Annotated in this window: 18 protein-coding genes; 10 read left to right on the top strand and 8 right to left on the bottom strand. The window is 67.6% G+C overall.

The genetic code is table 11. The features are described 5' to 3' along the window. Positions 1-3: 3 nt before the first annotated feature. The 4 genes from HDA44_RS34535 to HDA44_RS34550 form a co-directional block, all read right to left on the bottom strand. Complete coding sequence (locus HDA44_RS34535) at positions 4-816, bottom strand: carbohydrate ABC transporter permease (RefSeq protein WP_184841752.1); 813 nt, start codon at positions 814-816, stop codon at positions 4-6. Next, entirely contained in the window at positions 816-1,589 is a 774-nt protein-coding gene (locus tag HDA44_RS34540; RefSeq protein ID WP_238352613.1) for a carbohydrate ABC transporter permease, read from the bottom strand. Before HDA44_RS34540 ends, HDA44_RS34535 begins: the two co-directional genes overlap by 1 nt. 389 nt (positions 1,590-1,978) lie before the next feature. Next, positions 1,979-3,274, bottom strand: a complete 1,296-nt coding sequence (locus tag HDA44_RS34545) for a sugar ABC transporter substrate-binding protein (protein WP_184841756.1) — start codon at positions 3,272-3,274, stop codon at positions 1,979-1,981. Between the two features lie 35 nt (positions 3,275-3,309). After that, positions 3,310-4,335, bottom strand: coding sequence for a LacI family DNA-binding transcriptional regulator (locus HDA44_RS34550; RefSeq protein WP_184841758.1), 1,026 nt, complete (start codon positions 4,333-4,335; stop codon positions 3,310-3,312). A gap of 105 nt (positions 4,336-4,440) precedes the next feature. On the opposite strand from HDA44_RS34550, the gene HDA44_RS34555 reads away from it, so the two are divergent. Further along, on the top strand, positions 4,441-5,016 hold the full coding sequence (locus HDA44_RS34555; RefSeq protein ID WP_184841760.1) for a histidine phosphatase family protein: 576 nt from the start codon (positions 4,441-4,443) through the stop codon (positions 5,014-5,016). Positions 5,017-5,033: 17 nt separating this feature from the next. Here HDA44_RS34555 and HDA44_RS34560 read toward each other — a convergent pair whose 3' ends face one another. Continuing rightward, positions 5,034-5,591, bottom strand: a complete 558-nt coding sequence (locus tag HDA44_RS34560; RefSeq protein ID WP_184841762.1) for a TetR/AcrR family transcriptional regulator — start codon at positions 5,589-5,591, stop codon at positions 5,034-5,036. 91 nt (positions 5,592-5,682) lie between these two features. Between HDA44_RS34560 and HDA44_RS34565 the strand changes: the two genes are divergently transcribed. Then, complete coding sequence (locus tag HDA44_RS34565) at positions 5,683-6,090, top strand: DUF4267 domain-containing protein (protein WP_184841764.1); 408 nt, start codon at positions 5,683-5,685, stop codon at positions 6,088-6,090. On the opposite strand, the gene HDA44_RS34570 is transcribed toward HDA44_RS34565, so the two are convergent. Together HDA44_RS34570 and HDA44_RS34575 are read right to left on the bottom strand one after the other, a co-directional pair. Further along, positions 6,066-6,815, bottom strand: coding sequence for a GNAT family N-acetyltransferase (locus tag HDA44_RS34570; protein WP_184841766.1), 750 nt, complete (start codon positions 6,813-6,815; stop codon positions 6,066-6,068). The two genes, HDA44_RS34565 and HDA44_RS34570, sit on opposite strands and share 25 nt — an antisense overlap. A gap of 285 nt (positions 6,816-7,100) precedes the next feature. After that, positions 7,101-7,499 carry an NUDIX domain-containing protein gene (locus HDA44_RS34575; protein ID WP_184841768.1) on the bottom strand — a complete coding sequence of 133 codons (399 nt, stop codon included), beginning with the start codon at positions 7,497-7,499 and terminating at the stop codon, positions 7,101-7,103. Positions 7,500-7,629: 130 nt separating this feature from the next. Between HDA44_RS34575 and HDA44_RS34580 the strand changes: the two genes are divergently transcribed. The 7 genes from HDA44_RS34580 to HDA44_RS34610 all read left to right on the top strand — a co-directional run bounded on the left by HDA44_RS34580 (position 7,630) and on the right by HDA44_RS34610 (position 13,856). Beyond that, positions 7,630-8,511 carry a PHP domain-containing protein gene (locus HDA44_RS34580; protein ID WP_184841770.1) on the top strand — a complete coding sequence of 294 codons (882 nt, stop codon included), beginning with the start codon at positions 7,630-7,632 and terminating at the stop codon, positions 8,509-8,511. After that, positions 8,508-9,125 carry a MarC family protein gene (locus HDA44_RS34585; protein ID WP_184841772.1) on the top strand — a complete coding sequence of 206 codons (618 nt, stop codon included), beginning with the start codon at positions 8,508-8,510 and terminating at the stop codon, positions 9,123-9,125. Before HDA44_RS34580 ends, HDA44_RS34585 begins: the two co-directional genes overlap by 4 nt. A 24-nt stretch (positions 9,126-9,149) precedes the next feature. Then, on the top strand, positions 9,150-10,019 hold the full coding sequence (locus tag HDA44_RS34590) for a RecB family exonuclease (RefSeq protein ID WP_184841774.1): 870 nt from the start codon (positions 9,150-9,152) through the stop codon (positions 10,017-10,019). Positions 10,020-10,121: 102 nt separating this feature from the next. Continuing rightward, on the top strand, positions 10,122-10,979 hold the full coding sequence (locus HDA44_RS34595) for an alpha/beta fold hydrolase (protein ID WP_184841776.1): 858 nt from the start codon (positions 10,122-10,124) through the stop codon (positions 10,977-10,979). 304 nt (positions 10,980-11,283) lie between these two features. Next, a complete protein-coding gene (locus HDA44_RS34600) occupies positions 11,284-12,081 on the top strand; it encodes an ABC-2 family transporter protein (RefSeq protein ID WP_184841778.1) in 798 nt (265 codons plus the stop codon). Next, complete coding sequence (locus tag HDA44_RS34605) at positions 12,074-12,889, top strand: ABC transporter permease (RefSeq protein WP_319037851.1); 816 nt, start codon at positions 12,074-12,076, stop codon at positions 12,887-12,889. Before HDA44_RS34600 ends, HDA44_RS34605 begins: the two co-directional genes overlap by 8 nt. 4 nt (positions 12,890-12,893) lie before the next feature. Beyond that, on the top strand, positions 12,894-13,856 hold the full coding sequence (locus tag HDA44_RS34610) for an ATP-binding cassette domain-containing protein (protein WP_184841780.1): 963 nt from the start codon (positions 12,894-12,896) through the stop codon (positions 13,854-13,856). A gap of 27 nt (positions 13,857-13,883) precedes the next feature. Here the strand turns inward: HDA44_RS34610 and HDA44_RS34615 are convergent, their stop codons facing one another. Continuing rightward, on the bottom strand, positions 13,884-14,900 hold the full coding sequence (locus HDA44_RS34615) for a hypothetical protein (protein WP_184841782.1): 1,017 nt from the start codon (positions 14,898-14,900) through the stop codon (positions 13,884-13,886). 940 nt (positions 14,901-15,840) lie between these two features. Here HDA44_RS34615 and HDA44_RS34620 point away from each other — a divergent pair. Beyond that, complete coding sequence (locus HDA44_RS34620) at positions 15,841-16,617, top strand: sigma-70 family RNA polymerase sigma factor (protein WP_184841785.1); 777 nt, start codon at positions 15,841-15,843, stop codon at positions 16,615-16,617. Positions 16,618-16,714: the final 97 nt, after the last annotated feature.

Genomic DNA, 16,714 nt, shown 5'->3' on the forward strand with positions numbered 1-16,714 from the left:
AGGTTATTTGAGGCCCGTGATGGCGATGCCCTTGGTGACGTGGCGCTGGAAGGCCAGGAACATCACCAGGACGGGCAGGACGACCACGACCGCGCCGGCCATCAACAGGCCGTAGTTCTGCGCGTTCTGGCCGGTCGAGTACAGCGCCAGGGCGACGGGCAGGGTGTACTTGTCCTCGGTCTGCGCGACCACCAGCGGCCACAGGAAGTTGTTCCAGGAACCGAGGAAGGTCAGGATGCCGAGCGTGGCCAGCGCGGGCCGGGTCAGCGGCAGCATGATCCGGGCGAAGATGCCCAGCTCGGTACTGCCGTCCACGCGGCCGGCGTCGATCAGGTCGTCCGGCAGGCCGAGGAAGAACTGCCGCATCAGGAACACGCCGAACGGCGAGACCAGGAACGGCAGGATCAGGCCCGGGTACGTGTTCGCCAGGCCGGCGTTGGTGACCAGGACGAACAGCGGCACGAACGTGACCATGCCCGGGATCATCAGCGTCGCCATCACCAGGACGAACAGCGCGTTGCGGCCCTTGAAGCGGAGCTTGGCGAGCGCGTACCCGATCATCGAGCAGAAGATCAGGTTCCCGGCGGTGACGGCGAGGGCGACCAGGGCCGAGTTCAGGAAGTACCGCGGGAAGTTCGCCTTGCTGAACAGGTCGCCGTAGTTCTGGCCGGTCGCGTTCCGCGGCCACCAGGTCGGCGGGACCCGCATCAGCTCGCCCTGGGTCTTGAAACTGCCGAGCACCATCCACAGGAACGGTGCCGCGACGGCGACCAGGCCGAGTACGCCGATCAGGTAGATCCACCAGGTGCGGCGCATCACTTCTCCCTCAGCAGCCGGAACTGGATGAACGTGATCACCGCGATGACGACGAACAGGATGTACGCCATCGACGTCGCGAGACCGTAGTTGCCGAAACCGAACTGGTCGTAGGTGTACATCGAGATCGAGATCGTGCTGTCCAGCGGACCGCCCTGGGTCATCACGAACGGTTCCTCGAAGAACTGCAGGTACCCGATGCCAGTGGTCACGCTGGTGAACAGCACGGTCGGCCGGAGCAACGGCAGGATCAGGTACCGGAATCGTTGCCAGGAGCCCGCGCCGTCGATCTGGCCGGCCTCCTCGACGGACTGCGGGATACCTTGCAGACCGGCCAGGAAGATGATCATCGCGGAACCGAAGTTCCGCCAGACCGCCATCGCGATCAGCGACGGCATCGCCCAGGTCTTCGACGCCAGCCAGTTCGGCCCGTCGATGCCGACCCAGCCGAGCGCGGTGTTCACCAGGCCGTTGTCCGGGGACAGGACGAACCGCCAGATCACCGCGATCGCGACGATCGAGGTCACCACCGGGAGGTAGTAGCCGACCTTGAACAGTGCCTGGAACCGCTTCACGCCGCGATCCAGCAGCACCGCCGCGCCCAGCGCCACGACCAGCGTCAACGGAACACCGATCACCACGAAGTACGCCGTGTTGAACGCCGCCTTGCGGAACGTCTCGTCCTGCAGGGCCTTCGCGTAGTTCCCGAACCCGACCCCGTTCACTCCGAACGGCGTCCGGAGATCCCGCTGCTTGATGTCGGTAAAACTCATCCCCAGCGAACCGAGCACCGGCCCAGCCGTAAACCCCAAGAACAACACCACAAACGGCAGAACAAGCACCCAAGCAGCCACACTCTGCCGATCGAGCCGCCCGCCCCGACGAGAGGAGCGGACACCCACCGACCCAGACCCACCCGACCCAGACCCACCCGACCCGGACCCGCCCGGCGCGCGCCTATCCGCCCCACGCCCGCCCACGCTAGCCGTCGCTTTGCGACGCCCCGCTTCGTGGGCGTCGGCGGGAGAGCCGCCTCCGCCGGTAGTGCGGACGCCGGGTTCACGGGCAGCCGCGGCATCGCCACCCTCCGGTGCACCGGCTTCATTTTCCACCGGTTCGCCGGGCCGGAGGCTCGGCGAACCGGTGCTTTCCGGCGAGCTCATCAACTACCGCCGGTGCCGATCTGGGCTGCTTTGGTTTGGATTGCTTTTGCGGTGTCGGCGGGGGACTGGCCGGCCTTGGCCATCTTCTCGACCTCGGTGTCGAACGCCTTCGCCACCTGCTCCCAGTTCACGATCGCCGGCGGCGCCTTCGCGTCCTCCAACTGCTTACCGAACACCGGCAGCAACGGATCCGACGCGATGCTCGGGTCCTGCCACGCGCTCTTCACCGCCGGCAGGTCCGACGACAGCTTGAACCACGCCGCCTGCGTCTTCGGATCGGACAGGTACTTGACCAGCTTCCAAGCGCTGTCCTTGTTCTTCGACGACTTGAACACCACGAAGTCCGACCCACCGACGAACGACGTCGACGTCTTGTTCTTGGGGATCTGGAACACCCCGATGTTCGGCTTGATCGCGTCCCCACCGATCTTCGCCACCGACCCGGCCATCCACGGCCCGGAGATGAACATCGGCACCTGACCGTTCACGAACTGCGCCTCGGTCTGGTTCGGCGGCAGATCGGTGCCGGCCAGCTTCTCGGTGAAGAAGCTCTGGTAGTACTTCAGCCCTTCCTGCATCTCCGGGCTGTCGAAGCTGAACGACTTCTGGTCGTCGCCGGTGATGTTCGCCCCGGCCGACCAGGCGAACGGCATCACCGTCTGCCAGGACCCGTCACCACCCGGCTGCAGGTTGATCCCGTACTTCGCGCCGGCCTTCTCCTTCATCGCCTTGGCCATCGCCTTCAGCCCGTCCCAGTCCGTCGGGGGCGTACTGAAACCAGCCTTCGCGGCCAGGTCCTTGCGGTAGTACACCAGCCGCGTCTCCACATACCAGGGCACGCCGTACTGAGTCCCGCCGACCTTCGTGGTGTCCAGCGCGCCCGGGTAGAAGCCGGAGTTGTCGAAGCCCTGCGGGGTCGGGTCGAGCGCGCCGAGGTCGGCGAACTCGCCCATCCAGGTGGTGCCGACCATGGCGGCGTCGGGCAGCGTGTTGGCGGTGATCGCGGTGGTGAACTTGTTGTGCGCCGCGTCCCACGGGATCGGCGTGACGGTCACGTTCACGCCCGGGTTGGCCTGTTTGAACTGCTCCATCAGCTTGGGCAGGTTCTCGCCTTCGGTGCCCATCGCCCAGACCGTCAGGTTGCCGGTCGCGGGACCTTCGCTGACGCTCGTGGTGGGTTGGGAACCTCCGGCCGGGGCGTCGGTCGAACGGCCGCAGCCGGCCAGCGCCAGCGCCGTCGCGGTCAGCGCCGCACTGCCGATCACCAGCCGGCGGCGGATGCTGTGGGTGAACATGTGCTGTCTCCTCACTCGGTACTGCAGGGTTACCGCTACATCCCCCGGTTCGAGATCCCCGTACCGCAGCTGTCCCGCAGTACGAGTTGTGTCGCCAGTACGTCGTTGCGCGCCCGGGTTCGTACTCCGGTCACCCGCTCGTGCAGCCGCTCCGCGGCCACCCGCCCCAACTCGGCCATCGGCTGCCGCACCGTCGTCAGCCCCGGCGACACGTACCGCGCCGCCATCACGTCGTCCCACCCGGTGACGACAATGTCCTCGGGCACCCGAATCCCGTTCCGGACAAAGGACGCCACCAAAGCGAGCGCCAATTCGTCGTTCGCGCAGACCAGCCCATCGGGCCGGTTCCTTGCCTGAAGCACCTTTTCGGCGAGGGTCCGGCCGGCTTCTTCCGTCAGTGGTACGCGTACCGGTTTGGGAACCTGCAGTTCGCGGAGTGCATGTGCTTTGGCGAACCCGGCGTACCGCTCGGACACGTCGTGTGAACTGGCGGGGTCACCAACGAATTGCAGATTCTTCCGCCCGTGATCGAGCAGTCGCGTGGTGAGCTGCTCCGCGCTCGCGGCGCTCTCACTTCGTACCGAATCGCATCCGGTGACCGGCGGATGCGCGATCAGCACCAGCGGTACGCCCGCCTTGCGCAGACCCTGGATCGTTGGCACGTCCAGAGCGTTGCCATGGACAACGATCCCGTCGACGCGCCCGGCCAGGTCCATCACCGTACGCCGCGGATCCGGGTTCCCGTGCGTGACGGTGATGACGACGCTCTGCCCGTGTTCGCCCGCCCACCGCTCGTACCCCATCAGCAGATCGCCGTAGAACGGACCGGCCAGATCGGGCAGTACGAGCCCGTGCGCCTCATGCCGCTGCACGGCAAGGCTCCGCGCGGCCCGCAGCGGCACGTAGTTGAGCTCCCGCGCCGCCTGATCGACCCGTTCCCGCGCCTTCGCCGACACCGGCCCGGTCCCTTGCAGGACACGCGAAACCGTCGCGATCGACAGCTTCGCGTGCGCCGCGACGTCGTAGATCGTCGCGGGCCTGCCGGTCGGTCCGGATGCCATCGCCGTCGTCCTCGGGTAGAAGTGGAAGCGCTTACAGTTTGGATACCCTGCCCTGGATCGTTCAAACGGTCAAGGGTTCGGAGTCCGGTTTGCGAAGATGGGAGCGTGACCACAGACGAACGACAGGACCGGCTCTTCCTCGTCCGGCACGGCGAAACCGAGTGGAGCAGGTCGGGGCGGCACACGTCCGTGACCGACCTCCCGCTCACCGCCGAAGGTGAACGCGTCGCCAAGAGCCTGCGGCCGCGGCTCGCGGGCGAGTCCTTCGACCTGGTCCTGAGCTCACCGCGGCAACGCGCCCGCCGGACCGCGGAGCTGGCCGGCTTCCCGGACGCCGAGGTCGACGACGACCTGGTCGAATGGAACTACGGCGAGTACGAGGGCATCACCACCGCGGAGATCCGCCGGACCGTACCCGGCTGGACGATCTGGGACGACCCGGTCCCCAACGGCGAAACCCCCGCCCAGCTCAGTACCCGCCTGGACCGCGTCATCACCCGGATCACCGCCACCCCCGGCGACGTCCTGGTCTTCGGTCACTCCCACGCCCTCCGCGCCCTGACCGCCCGCTGGCTCAACCTCCCCGCCACCGAAGGCCGCCACTTCATCCTCGACACCGCCACCCTCTCCACCCTCGGCTGGGAACGCGATTCCCCCGCCATCCACCACTGGAACAGCTAAACAGCAGCTGCCGGTGGTCACGTGTTGAAGAGGTGGGTGATGAGGAAGGTGACGCGGGCCTGGTGGTGGGTGGGGCGGAGGCGGGTGCCGTGGTTCAGGGTGGCTTGGCCGTGGAGGGCGCTCCAGAAGACCTCGGTGGCGGTTTCGGGGTCGGTGGGCGCGGCCGGTTCGACGCCTTGGCGGATTTCGTCGAAGGCGGTTTTCAGCGGTTGCAGGGTTTCCTCGGTGCCGAAGATCAGGTCGGTCCCGCGGACGAACATCGCGTCGTACATCGCCGGGTGCTGTTCGGCGTAGTCGAGGTAGGCGTGGGCGAGGCCGCGGAGGCCGTCGCGCTCGCGGCCGGCGCGGAGGATGCCGGCGAGCTCGGCGAAGCCGCCCAGCGCGACCGCGCCGACGATCGCGTCCATGTTCCGGAAGTGGCTGTAGAGCACCGGCTGGCTGTAGTCGACGGCCTCGGCCAGCCGGCGGGTGGTGACGGCGTCCCAGCCGTCGGACTCGGCGAGCTCGCGGGCGGTCCGGAGGATCAGGTCGCGGCGCTCCTCGCGGGCCCGCTCCCGGCGTGACGGGGTCGGCATGGGCCAGATCTTAGCACCGCTAGACAATCTAGCGATGACAGAGTTAGCATCGCTAGAAAAGTTAGCGATGCTAGTTCAAGGAGATCCCGCCATGCGCCGCTTCACCACCGTCCTGACTGTCCTGCTCGGCGTCTTCCCGCTCACCTTCGGGGCCCAGTTCCTGTTCGCCGGGCACACCGCCGCGCCCAGCTTCGGCATCGACCCCTGGCCGACCGGCGTCGCGGCCGGCTACTTCGCGGTGAAGGGCATCCGCGACATCGTCATCGGGCTGAACCTGCTCACGCTGTTCGCGCTCGGCCAGCGGCGCGCCACCGGCGTACTGATGGGTGTGACCGCGCTGATCCCGATCGTCGACATGATCACCGTGCTCAGCCACGGCGGACCGGCCGCGACCGCGTTCGGCATCCACGGCCTGACCGCGCTCGTCATGCTCGTCGACGCCTTCCTGCTGCTCCGCGAGCGCCGGACCGCCGATCAGCCGGTCGCGGTCCACTCGTAAAGCTCGATCGTGCAGTACGCGCGGAACCCGAGCCGCTCGTACACCGCCCGCCCGGCAGGCGACGACCCCAGTACGGCGTACTCCGCATCCGCCGCCTGCAACGCCCCGTACGTGATCGCCGCGCCGATCCCACGCCGGCGCACTTCGGGGACTGTCATCACGAAGTACACCCCGGCCACGCCCGCTCCGAGGAACACGGTCGCCGTCGCCACCGCGGTGCCGTCCAGCCAGCCGATGTAGTGCCGCCACGGATCGCCGTACCCGAGCTTCCGGTACACCGACGCGACCCACCGCGCTTCCCGCTCACCTTCGCCGAATCCCTGTCCCAGCGTGGATTCCCACACCGCCAGCGCCGCGTCGTCCGGCACCCGCGTCAAGGTCAGGCCGGGTACGGCAGGCGGCGCGACCAGCTCGGCGATCCGCACTGCCATCCCCGGCTCCCCACCACCGGACACGAACCCCGCGTCCGTCAGCGCCGCCGGGTCGATCCGCATCGAAGGGCCGACGTGCCAGCATCCAGGTACGCCATGTTTCTTCAACGCGGCAACGGATTCCGCGACGGCGCTTACGTTGGACGCGCCCACGATCGCGTTGTGATAATCGATGGGCGACCCACCGATCGTCCACCGCGCGCCGGCGTCATCGCGCTGCTCGCCACCGCCCGCGGCACCCATCGCCATCAACAGCTCGGCCGCGTTGTCCTCGATCGCTCGTACCAAGTCCATGCCGGCCAGTGTGTCCCATTACCCGAAGGCAGCGCGATTGGTTTCGGCCCAGCCACGGAACGCCCCAGCCGGCCGGCCGAGTACGCGCTCGATGTCGTCGGTGATTGTTTGCGGGTCACCCCAGCGGCGTACGCGATCGGCAATGTCCCACTCAGCACCTGCTGAGTGGGGCCCGAGTCAGCGCCAGCCACAGCCGACCTCACCCGGCCTCCCCGACGACGCCTGGTTCAGCGCCAGCCAGAGCCCAGCCGATCTACACCTCACCGGCCTCCCGACGACACCGGTTCAGCCGGGGAGCGCGTTCCATTGGGTGAGTGTTGAGACGAGCAGAGTTGCCGTCGACATGGTCAGGAACTCGGCGCGGGTCACGAAGCGGGCTTCCGACGCGTCGTCACCGGCTGTGAGCGTCCCGCCGACCGCAGTCGCCTCGTAGTCGCGGATCACGTAGAGCTGGCCGCGGGCGCCGGGGCGTTCGACCTCGCCGACCAGTTCGCCGACCTCGACCGTCAGACCGGTCTCCTCGGCGACCTCGCGGGCGACCGCCGACGGGTCGTCCTCACCCGGTTCGACCCGGCCGCCCGGGATCGACCACAGGCCCCGGCCCGGCTCATGGGCCCGTTTCACCACCAGCAGCCGGCGCTGCTCGTCGTACACCAGGGCACCCACACAGTCGACGCGCTCCATGCACCCGAAGGATAGGTCGTCTGTGTACAAGTGCCAGGCCGCACCGGTGAACGCGGCTAGCATCAGCGGTAACAACTGCCAGCCAGACCCACCGAACCAGCCAGACCCGGCGAAGGGATCACCACAGCTCGTGCGCATCGACCTCCACACCCACTCGAACCGCTCGGACGGCACCGACCCGGTAGACGTCCTGATCAGGCATGCGCGGCAGGCGGGGCTGGATGTGATCGCGCTCACCGACCATGACACCGCCGACGGCTGGCCGGAGGCCCGCCTGGCCGCGGAGGAGCTGGGCATCGGGTTCGTGCCGGGGCTGGAGATCTCCTGCAAGCTGAACGGGATCAGTGTCCACCTGCTCAGCTACCTCCCGGACCCGTCGTACCCGCCGCTGGCCAAGGACCTGCAGATCATCCGCGCCGGCCGCAACGACCGGATTCCGACGATCGTGGCCCGGCTGAACAGCATCGGCGTGCCGCTCACCGTCGACGAGGTGCTCGCCCAGGCGACGGGTACGCCGTCGGTCGGCCGCCCGCACGTCGCCGACGCCCTGGTCGCGAACGGTACGGTCGCGAACCGGACCGAGGCGTTCGACCGTTACCTCGCCGACGGCCGCGCCGGCCATGTCGCGCACTACGCGCTGGAGCCCGGGCGCGCGATCGACCTGGTCCGCGAGGCCGGTGGCGTACCGGTGATCGCGCATCCGTGGGGACGTTCCAGCTACAAGGTGATGACCGAGGAGACCATCGGCCGGCTGGTCGACGACCACGGCCTGGCCGGGATCGAGGTCGACCATCAGGACCACTCGCCGGAGTCCCGGGAGGCGCTGCGCGCGATCGCCCGGAACCTCGGCATCATCTACACCGGCTCCAGCGACCATCACGGCGCCGGCAAGATCGACCACGACCTGGGTGTGAACTCGACCGAGCCCGAGCAGCTCGAGCGCCTGCTCGAGGTCGCCAAGACGAACGCCGCCGCCTCCGTCGGTCACGTCCCCGAGGCCTACCTGCCGTGAACAGCGTCATCAACACCGGCCTGTTCAGCTCGGTCTTCGTCACGCTGTTCGTGATCATGGACCCGCCGGGCACGGTTCCGCTGTTCATTTCGCTGACCGCCGGCCAGTCCCGGGCAGTACGGAAGAAGGCGGCCTGGCAGGCGGTGCTGGTCGCGTTCGGCGTGATCGTGGTGTTCGCCGCGTTCGGGCAGCAGATCCTGCACCATCTCGGCATCACGCTGCCGGCGCTGCAGTGCGCGGGCGGTCTGCTGCTCCTGCTGATCGCGTTGCAACTGCTGACCGACACCGCCGAGGACCCGGTCCAGACCAAGAACGTGAACATCGCGTTCGTCCCGTTGGGTACGCCGCTGCTGGCCGGCCCGGGCGCGATCGTCGCCACCATGGTGTTCGTCCAGCGCGCCAACGGGTCGCTGCCGGACGTGGTCGCGATCTCGGCCGGGATCGTCGCGATCCACATCGTGATGTGGCTGACACTGCGGTTCTCCGGCGTGATGATGCGCGTCCTGGGCGAGAACGGCGTCCTCCTGATCACCCGCATCGCCGGTCTGCTGCTGAGCGCGATCGCGGTGCAGCTGGTCGCCGGCGCCGTCCGCGACTTCATCAAGGCGGGCTGACTCGTGACCGACATGCTCCCGGGGATGCCGAAGCGCTTGTTCACCGCGACCCCGACGAAGCTGCTGAACTTCGCGGACTGCAAACGCAAGTACCGGTACACGTATCTCGAGTCGCCGCGCCCACCGAAGGGCCCGCCATGGGCGCACAACACGGTCGGCGCGATTGTCCACGAAGTGCTTGCAGACTTCTTCGGACGCTGGCCCGCTGCTCGTCGTACGCCGGACGAGGTGGTCGCGAAGATGCGATCGAGCTGGCGGAGCGAAGGGTTCCGCGACGAGCGGCAATCGCTGGACTGGCGCGAACGGTCCACCGAGATGGTGCTCGGGTACCTGCGCGACTCCGATCCGTACTACGAGCCGCGTGGCGTCGAGCGGACGGTCGGTTTCACTACTGAGCGTGCTTCGTTGCGCGGGCGGATCGACCGGATCGACGAACGCCCGGCCCGGGACGGCAGTGGTGGGACCGAGTTGGCGATCGTCGATTACAAGACCGGTCGCCGCCCGCTGACCGCTACGGACGCCCGCTCGTCGCTGGCGATGGCGTTGTACGTGCTCGGTGCGCGTCGCGTACTGCATCGGCCGTGTACGCGCGTCGAGCTGCACCACCTGCCGACGAACACCGTCGCCGCCGCGGATCATGATGACGAGTCGCTCGCCCGGCACCAGAAGCGCGCCGAGTCGATGGCCGACGACGCGGCGGCGGCGGAGGCGCGGTGGGCCGAGGGCCTGACGCCGGCCGAGGCCGACGCGGCGTTCCCGCCGGAGCCGTCCGCGTTGTGTGGGTGGTGCGATTTCGCCAAGATCTGCCCTCAGGGCCGCCGCGAGGCGCCGACCCGCGAACCCTGGGCCGGGCTGGACGAGCCGTCCCCGGTCCCGCTGGACGAGGCCGGCTGACTGGTCTCTGGTCATCCAGCAGCACCCGGTCGTGCCAGTGCCGTGTGCGTGGGGTGCCAGCGGGTGGGAGGAACCTGAGGGTGAACGAGAGGGGCTCACCTGATGGGTGCGAAGACTGTGAACAAGCTGGCGGTGACTTCTTTGGACGGGTCACCTGGGGCGACGCTGCACTACGAGGTCACCGGGTCGGGGCCGGTGCTGCTGCTGATCGCCGGTGAGGGCGCCGACGCGGGCGTGTTCTCCGGCGTCGTCGGCCAGCTCGCCGCCGACTACACGGTGGTGACGTACGACCCGCGCGGCAACTCGCGCAGCCGGACCGACGCGGCCGCCACCGACGAATCCGTGGCGCAGTCGGCCGCGGACGCGCTGGCGCTGATCGACACGGTCGCGGGCAGCGAGCCGGCGTACGTTTTCGGCACCGGCTCTGGCGCGATCACCGGCCTGGAGCTGATCACCGGCCACCCGGACCGGGTCCGGATGCTGATCGCGCACGAGCCGCCGTGTACCGAGATCCTGCCCGACGCCGCCGACGCGCGCGCGTTCTTCCAGGAGGTGTACGACACCTACCGCACGGACGGGCTGACCGCGGCCGACGTGGTGTACATGATGGGCACCGGGATGGACGACGACGCGATGCCGCCGCTGGAGGACCTGCTGCCGGAGTACCGCGAGCTCGCGGAGCGGATGCAGGCGAACGCGGCCAACTTCTACCAGCACAAGCTGTTGCCGTACACCCGCTATCAGCCGGATCTGGATGCCTTGAAACGGGTCGCTGACCGGATCGTACCGGCGGCGGGACTGGAGTCGTACCAGCATCTGCCGGCGCAGCCGATCGCGGTCGTCGCCGGGCAACTCGGCTGGCCGGTGGTGATGTTCCCGGGCGGTCATGGCGGGTACTCCAGCCATCCGGCGCCGTTCGCTACGCATCTCGCGCATCTGCTGAAGAGCGAGACAGTCTGATCCGATTTCCTGGTTCACCGGTCCGGGCGCGGGTCTGAGGGGTCCTGCGCCCGGCCCGGTTAGTTGTGCCCGGTTAGTTGTGCCCGGTTGGTTGTGCCGCTAGTTGTGCCTTGTTATTCGTGTTGACGGTCGGCCGTGGCGCGGCGTAGCGTCCCTCTTCTGCCCTTGACAATCGGTGTGGTTCAGCCATGCCGTCACAGTGGTGTCCGAACCCCCGGGTCTTCCTTGATTCGGGGCAGTTCCGCGTGCGCTGTGGCAGATCTGTGCTCCTCGGACACCACCTTGAGTGCGAGAGGAGGTAGTGGTGGGTGTCTACTGGGCGATCGCCGTCCGGTCGTTCCGGCGGTTCTCGACGTACCGGATCGCGACCGCGTCCGGCGCGTTCACGAACACGGTGTTCGGCTTCATCCTCTGCGGCATCTATCTGACGCTGTGGCACGAACGACCCGGACTCGGCGGGTACGACGTCGCCGACGCGCTCACGTTCGTCTGGTTGCAGCAGGGGCTGCTGATGCCGATCGGGATCTTCGGCGCGACCACGACCGTCGAGCTGGGGGAGCGGGTCCGCAGCGGCGAGATCGCGGTCGATCTGTACCGGCCGACGCGGTTGCTGCTCTGGTGGCTGTCGGTCGATCTCGGTCGCGCGATGTTCCAGCTGCTGGTCCGCGGCGGCGCGCCGTTGCTGGTCGGGGCGCTCGTGTTCGACCTCAAGTTCCCTTCCGGTCTGCTGGCCTGGCTCACGGTCGTGACCGGCATCGTGCTGGCGATCTTCGTCAGTTTCGGCATCCGGTACCTGGTCGCGCTGTCCGGCTTCTGGATCACCGACACGCGGGGAATGGAGCAGCTGGCGCTGGTCCTTTCGTGCTTCTTCTCCGGCATGATCCTGCCGCTGGTGGTGTTCCCAGGCTGGATCGGCGAGTTCGCGCGAGCGACACCGTGGGCCGCGACCATGCAGGTGCCGATCGACATCTGGCTCGGCCGCAACCCCGGCGGTACCGGCTCGGCGCTGATGTTCCAGCTGGGCTGGATCGTGGTGCTGTTACTCGGGGCGCAGCTCGTCACGACCGTGGCGACCCGGAAGGTGGTGATCCAGGGTGGTTGAGCGCGTGCTCCGGGCGCCGGGTCAGTACTGGATGCTGATCGTGATGTGGATCCGGTCCTCGATGGCGTACCCGTTGTCGTTCGTCCTGATGTTGGTCAGCTCGATGCTGACCACGGTGCTGGACTTCGTCGCGGTGGTGCTGATGTTCAGCCACATCTCTTCGTTCGGTGGGTTCTCGCTGCCGGAGATGGCGTTGCTGTACGCAACGGCTTCGATGACCCTCGGGCTCGCCGACCTGTGCACCGGATCGGTCGAACGGGTCGGGCAGCGGATTCGCACCGGGACCTTCGACGGGTACCTGATCCGGCCGGTGCCCGCGCTGTTGCAGGCGGCCGCGGACGGGTTCGCGCTGCGGCGGGTGGGGCGGCCGTTGCAGGCGCTGATCGTGATGGGGTTCGCGTTCCGCTGGCTCGACGTCGACTGGACAGTTGCCCGCGGCATCATGTTGGTGGTGTCGGTGATCGCCGGATCGGTGATCTTCGGGTCGATCTTCGTCCTCGGCGCCGCGTTCCAGTTCGTTTCGGTGGATTCGGCCGAGTTGGCCAACTCATTGACGTACGGCGGGCAGACGCTGGCGCAGTACCCGCTGGCGGTCTTCGGGAAGGAGATCGTGCGCGCGGTGACCTTCGTCGTACCGATTGCCTTTGTCAACTATTACCCGGTGCTGTTCGTACTGGGCAAGCCCGCGCCGCTGGGGCTGCCGTCCTGGATCGGGCTGCTGTCACCGCTGGTCGCCGTCGTGATGGTCGCGCTGGCGTCGCTGGCGTGGCGTTCCGGTCTTCGTCGCTATCGCAGTACAGGGAGCTGATGTCGTGCCCGTGATCGAATTGTCAGACGTTTCCCGCGCGTTCACGGTGCGGTCGAGAGTGGGTTTCCGGCGTACCCGGCGGGAAGTCCGCGCCGTGGACGGACTGTCCTTTTCCGTCGAGCCCGGCGAGGTCGTCGGGTATATCGGGCCGAATGGCGCCGGGAAATCCACGACCATCAAAATGCTGACCGGCATCCTGGTGCCGTCCGCGGGCAGTATCCGGGTCGCCGGGGTCGATCCGTCCCGGCATCGGCTCAAGCTGGCCAAGCGGATGGGCGTGGTGTTCGGGCAGCGTACGACGCTGTGGTGGGACCTGCCGTTGCGCGATTCCTTCGCCGTCCTGCAGAAAATGTACGAAGTACCGCTCGCCCGGCATCGCGAGAATCTGGCAACCTTTGTCGAGCTGCTGGACCTTGGTGACCTGCTGGACGTTCCGGTCCGGCAATTGTCGCTGGGGCAGCGAATGCGCGGCGATATCGCGGCCGCGTTGCTGCACGATCCGGAGATCGTCTACCTTGACGAGCCGACGATCGGCCTCGACGTGATCAGCAAGGCCCGATTGCGCGAATTCCTGGCCGAGATCAACGCGGCCCGGCGTACCACCATCATCCTCACCACCCACGACCTGGACGACATCGAGGCCCTCTGCACCCGAGTCATGGTCATCGACCACGGCCACCAAATCTTCGACGGAACCCTAGCCGCCCTCAAGGCCGGCCAGTCCGCACCCCGCACCCTCGTAGTAGACCTAGCCACCGCCCTCCCACCCATCCAAATCCCCGGCGCCACGGTCACCAAGGTAGAAGGCCCCCGCCAGCACCTGACCTTCCCCCCAACCACCAGCGCCGCCCCCCTCCTAACCCAACTCGCCGCCAACTACCCCTTGGTAGACCTCTCAGTCTCCGAACCCACCATCGAGTCAGTAATAACCCAGCTCTACACCCGCCCAGTAGACACCAGCTCTTAGAGGGCGGCTGAGAACTCTGACACCCTCTTAGTGGCGGCCGGTGTCCTTGGTGTGGCTTTCTGCGGCGCGGGCGCGCGGTGGAGCTGACGTTCTATTGCCGGCATTCAGCTCGACGGACTGCGTTTGCTGAGGTCCCGGCAGCACCCGCAACTCGGCATCCATCACCTGATTGAACCCGTCCTGCCCACGCACCATCCCGTCCAGGTCGATCCCTTGCGGCAACACCGGCGCTACCCCGAACACCCGCGTGTGCGCCGCCACCAGGAACGTCCGCATCACCGCATCCGAACCCCGGTTGAACTCGGGCGCCTGCACCAGAAAGTACGCGGCATCGACAAACGCCTGCCGCCGCGCCGCGGTTCCGGCCCCAGCACCCTGAACCGCGCCACCGGCATCCTCGAGTGCGCCCCCATTTTCCGCCCGCGCCTGCTCTTCCTCGAGCGCGGCCCGTCCTTCCTCGAGCTCAGCCAGCGTTTCGAACGACATCCGCCGCAGCACCTCCCGATCCGGCTCCACGGCGGTCTGCGTCATCATCGAGCCCAACTGCCAGCTCGGCATCGCCTGCCCCGAATCCTGGTCCGCGGGCAGCGGAACGAAGTGCAGCAGATTCCCGTTCATCGTCCGCCCATCTCGCAGCGTCACGACATTCTGCAACTCCCGTACCCCATCGTGCATTTCCGGCACGTCAGCCAACCGTTGCCACGCGACTTTCTGAAGCTCAGCCAGGTATTTGAACGCGGGCGACCCTTCTTCCTGCCGCCGGGGGTCTGGCATCACCGGGTTCCACTTGCTGTGCCGGATCGGCGTCAGCACGTCCTCCGGGTGCGAATCCGGCCGAGGCCACCGCCCACCGGCCGCCACCTGATACCGCCACTCCGTCACCCGCCGATAAGCCGCCTCGAACGCAGCCACCCGCTCCGCCCTAGACTCGGCCCCCTCCAGCCGCTGGTCCAGCACCACCAGCGCCGCCTCGGCCCCCGCGGCCTGGACGCGCGCAAACCCACCCAGCTGATCCCAAGCCGCGGGATTCCTGTCTGTCCGCACTACCGCCGGCGTAGGGAAACACCGCCACGAAACCCGCTCCACCTCAGCCGCCGCAGCCGGCCGCGATCGAGCGCACGTACGCGTGCCCCAACGCCGCCACCCACACCCGCCGCTCATCCTCGTTGACCAAACAGAGCTTCATCGTGTGACCCCCAGGTCCCGGTCGTGAACTGTCGACCGTTGCGTACGTTGTGCGGCGATCCGTGTTTCTCGGGGCAAGTTCGCCCGTCTGGAGTCACTGTAATTGTTCACGGCGACACGCGTTCCGCCCAGCTCTGTCAGCGTGTCCAAACCGGCCGGCGTCCGCAGCTGCGCCGACGCCGCGACGCAATTGGCACGCGCGGCAGTCCTCGCGCTGTCGGATGAAAGTGCGCTGCGCTCGATCTCGTACCAGCCTGTCGTGAGCTCCTTGACCCGAACTGAGGCATGCGAGTGCCATTGCACCTCGACCCGTTCGACATCCGGCGTACGAAGGTACGCGTGAATGCCCTTGTATCGCGAGCCATCCGTGTACCGAAGGAAGAAACTCAGCAGTCACGCGAGGCTCGACGGAAATCGTTCTCCTCAGCAACTCAAGACTTTCTCCGCGGCCTTTCCACCATGCCGGCGGACGATATCGACCGCAGAGACCGGTTTCGCACCCAGTCGAGCGGCCGACTCGCCGCGAACGCTCTGTGCAGATCAGACGGCTCGTACGCGTACTCCGGTTCAGGTGGCATGTGATCTCCCAGGTCTCTGTCCTTCGACCGTAGAGAGTTCGGACGGGGCCATGGGGTGGGATTTGGGATCTGTGGATAACTCGGGCAGTTGTATGGGTGCGGAGTGCGCGCCGGACAACTCGGGTGGGTTACGGATAGGCGGCGGGGGTGACCTCGGGGGTGGTGACGTCGTTGAGTGCGGGTACGGGCCAACGGGCAGCGGATTCGGGGGTGGTGAAGGTATGCCGACGATGACGGACGTACCAGCGGACGTGGACGCGCCGGCAAAGGCTGACGCACCGGCGGAGGCTGACGCGCCGGCGGAGGTGGACGCGCCGGCGGAGGTGGACGCGCCGCCACGTGACCCCGCTGGTTTCGTCGCCTGGGCACGGCCGCACTTGAACGCGATGACCCTGCTGGCCGGTCGCCTGGCACCCGGCGCGAACCCGGACGTCATCGTGCAGAACGCACTATCCCGAGCCTGCGCAACCCGAAACCGATACAACCCAGCCCGGCACACACCATCAACCTGGCTACTGAAACTCACCGCCACCCAATCCCACAAAACCAAACGCCACAACCGACGCCGAACCATCTCCCCCAAGACCCGAGCCGACAAGTACCCAAACGATGCGTACTTGAACGGCACACACCTGAACGACGCGAGCCTGAACGACGCGACCCTGCACGGGGTGGGCCGGCCTGGCGCGAAACCGAGCGGCGCGAACCTGCACGGCGCGGGCGTGAGTGGCGCGGGCGTGAGTGGCGCGAATCTGAGCGGCGCGGGGGTCGGTGCCGGGGCGGGCCGGGTGCTGCCGGTGCTGGATGCGCGCGGGGACCTGGAGGACGCGCTGCTTTCACTGTCCGTCCGCCAACGCCTGGCGGTCGACTGTTACTACTTCGCGGACCTCACCATCGCGGAAACAGCCGCGGTCATGTCCTGCTCCGAAGGCACCGTCAGATCAACCCTCTCAGCAGCCCGAACCCACCTCCGCACCCTGCTCGAGGTCCTCGAATGACCCCCAACCACCAACCCCTCACCCCTCGCCGCCTACCCACACCTTCGCCCCACCCCACCACCGGCACCCGCCGCACCTGCGCCGGGCCGCCGTGTAC

Origin of the sequence: Kribbella solani (assembly GCF_014205295.1) — a bacterium.
GTDB classification, from domain to species: domain Bacteria; phylum Actinomycetota; class Actinomycetes; order Propionibacteriales; family Kribbellaceae; genus Kribbella; species Kribbella solani.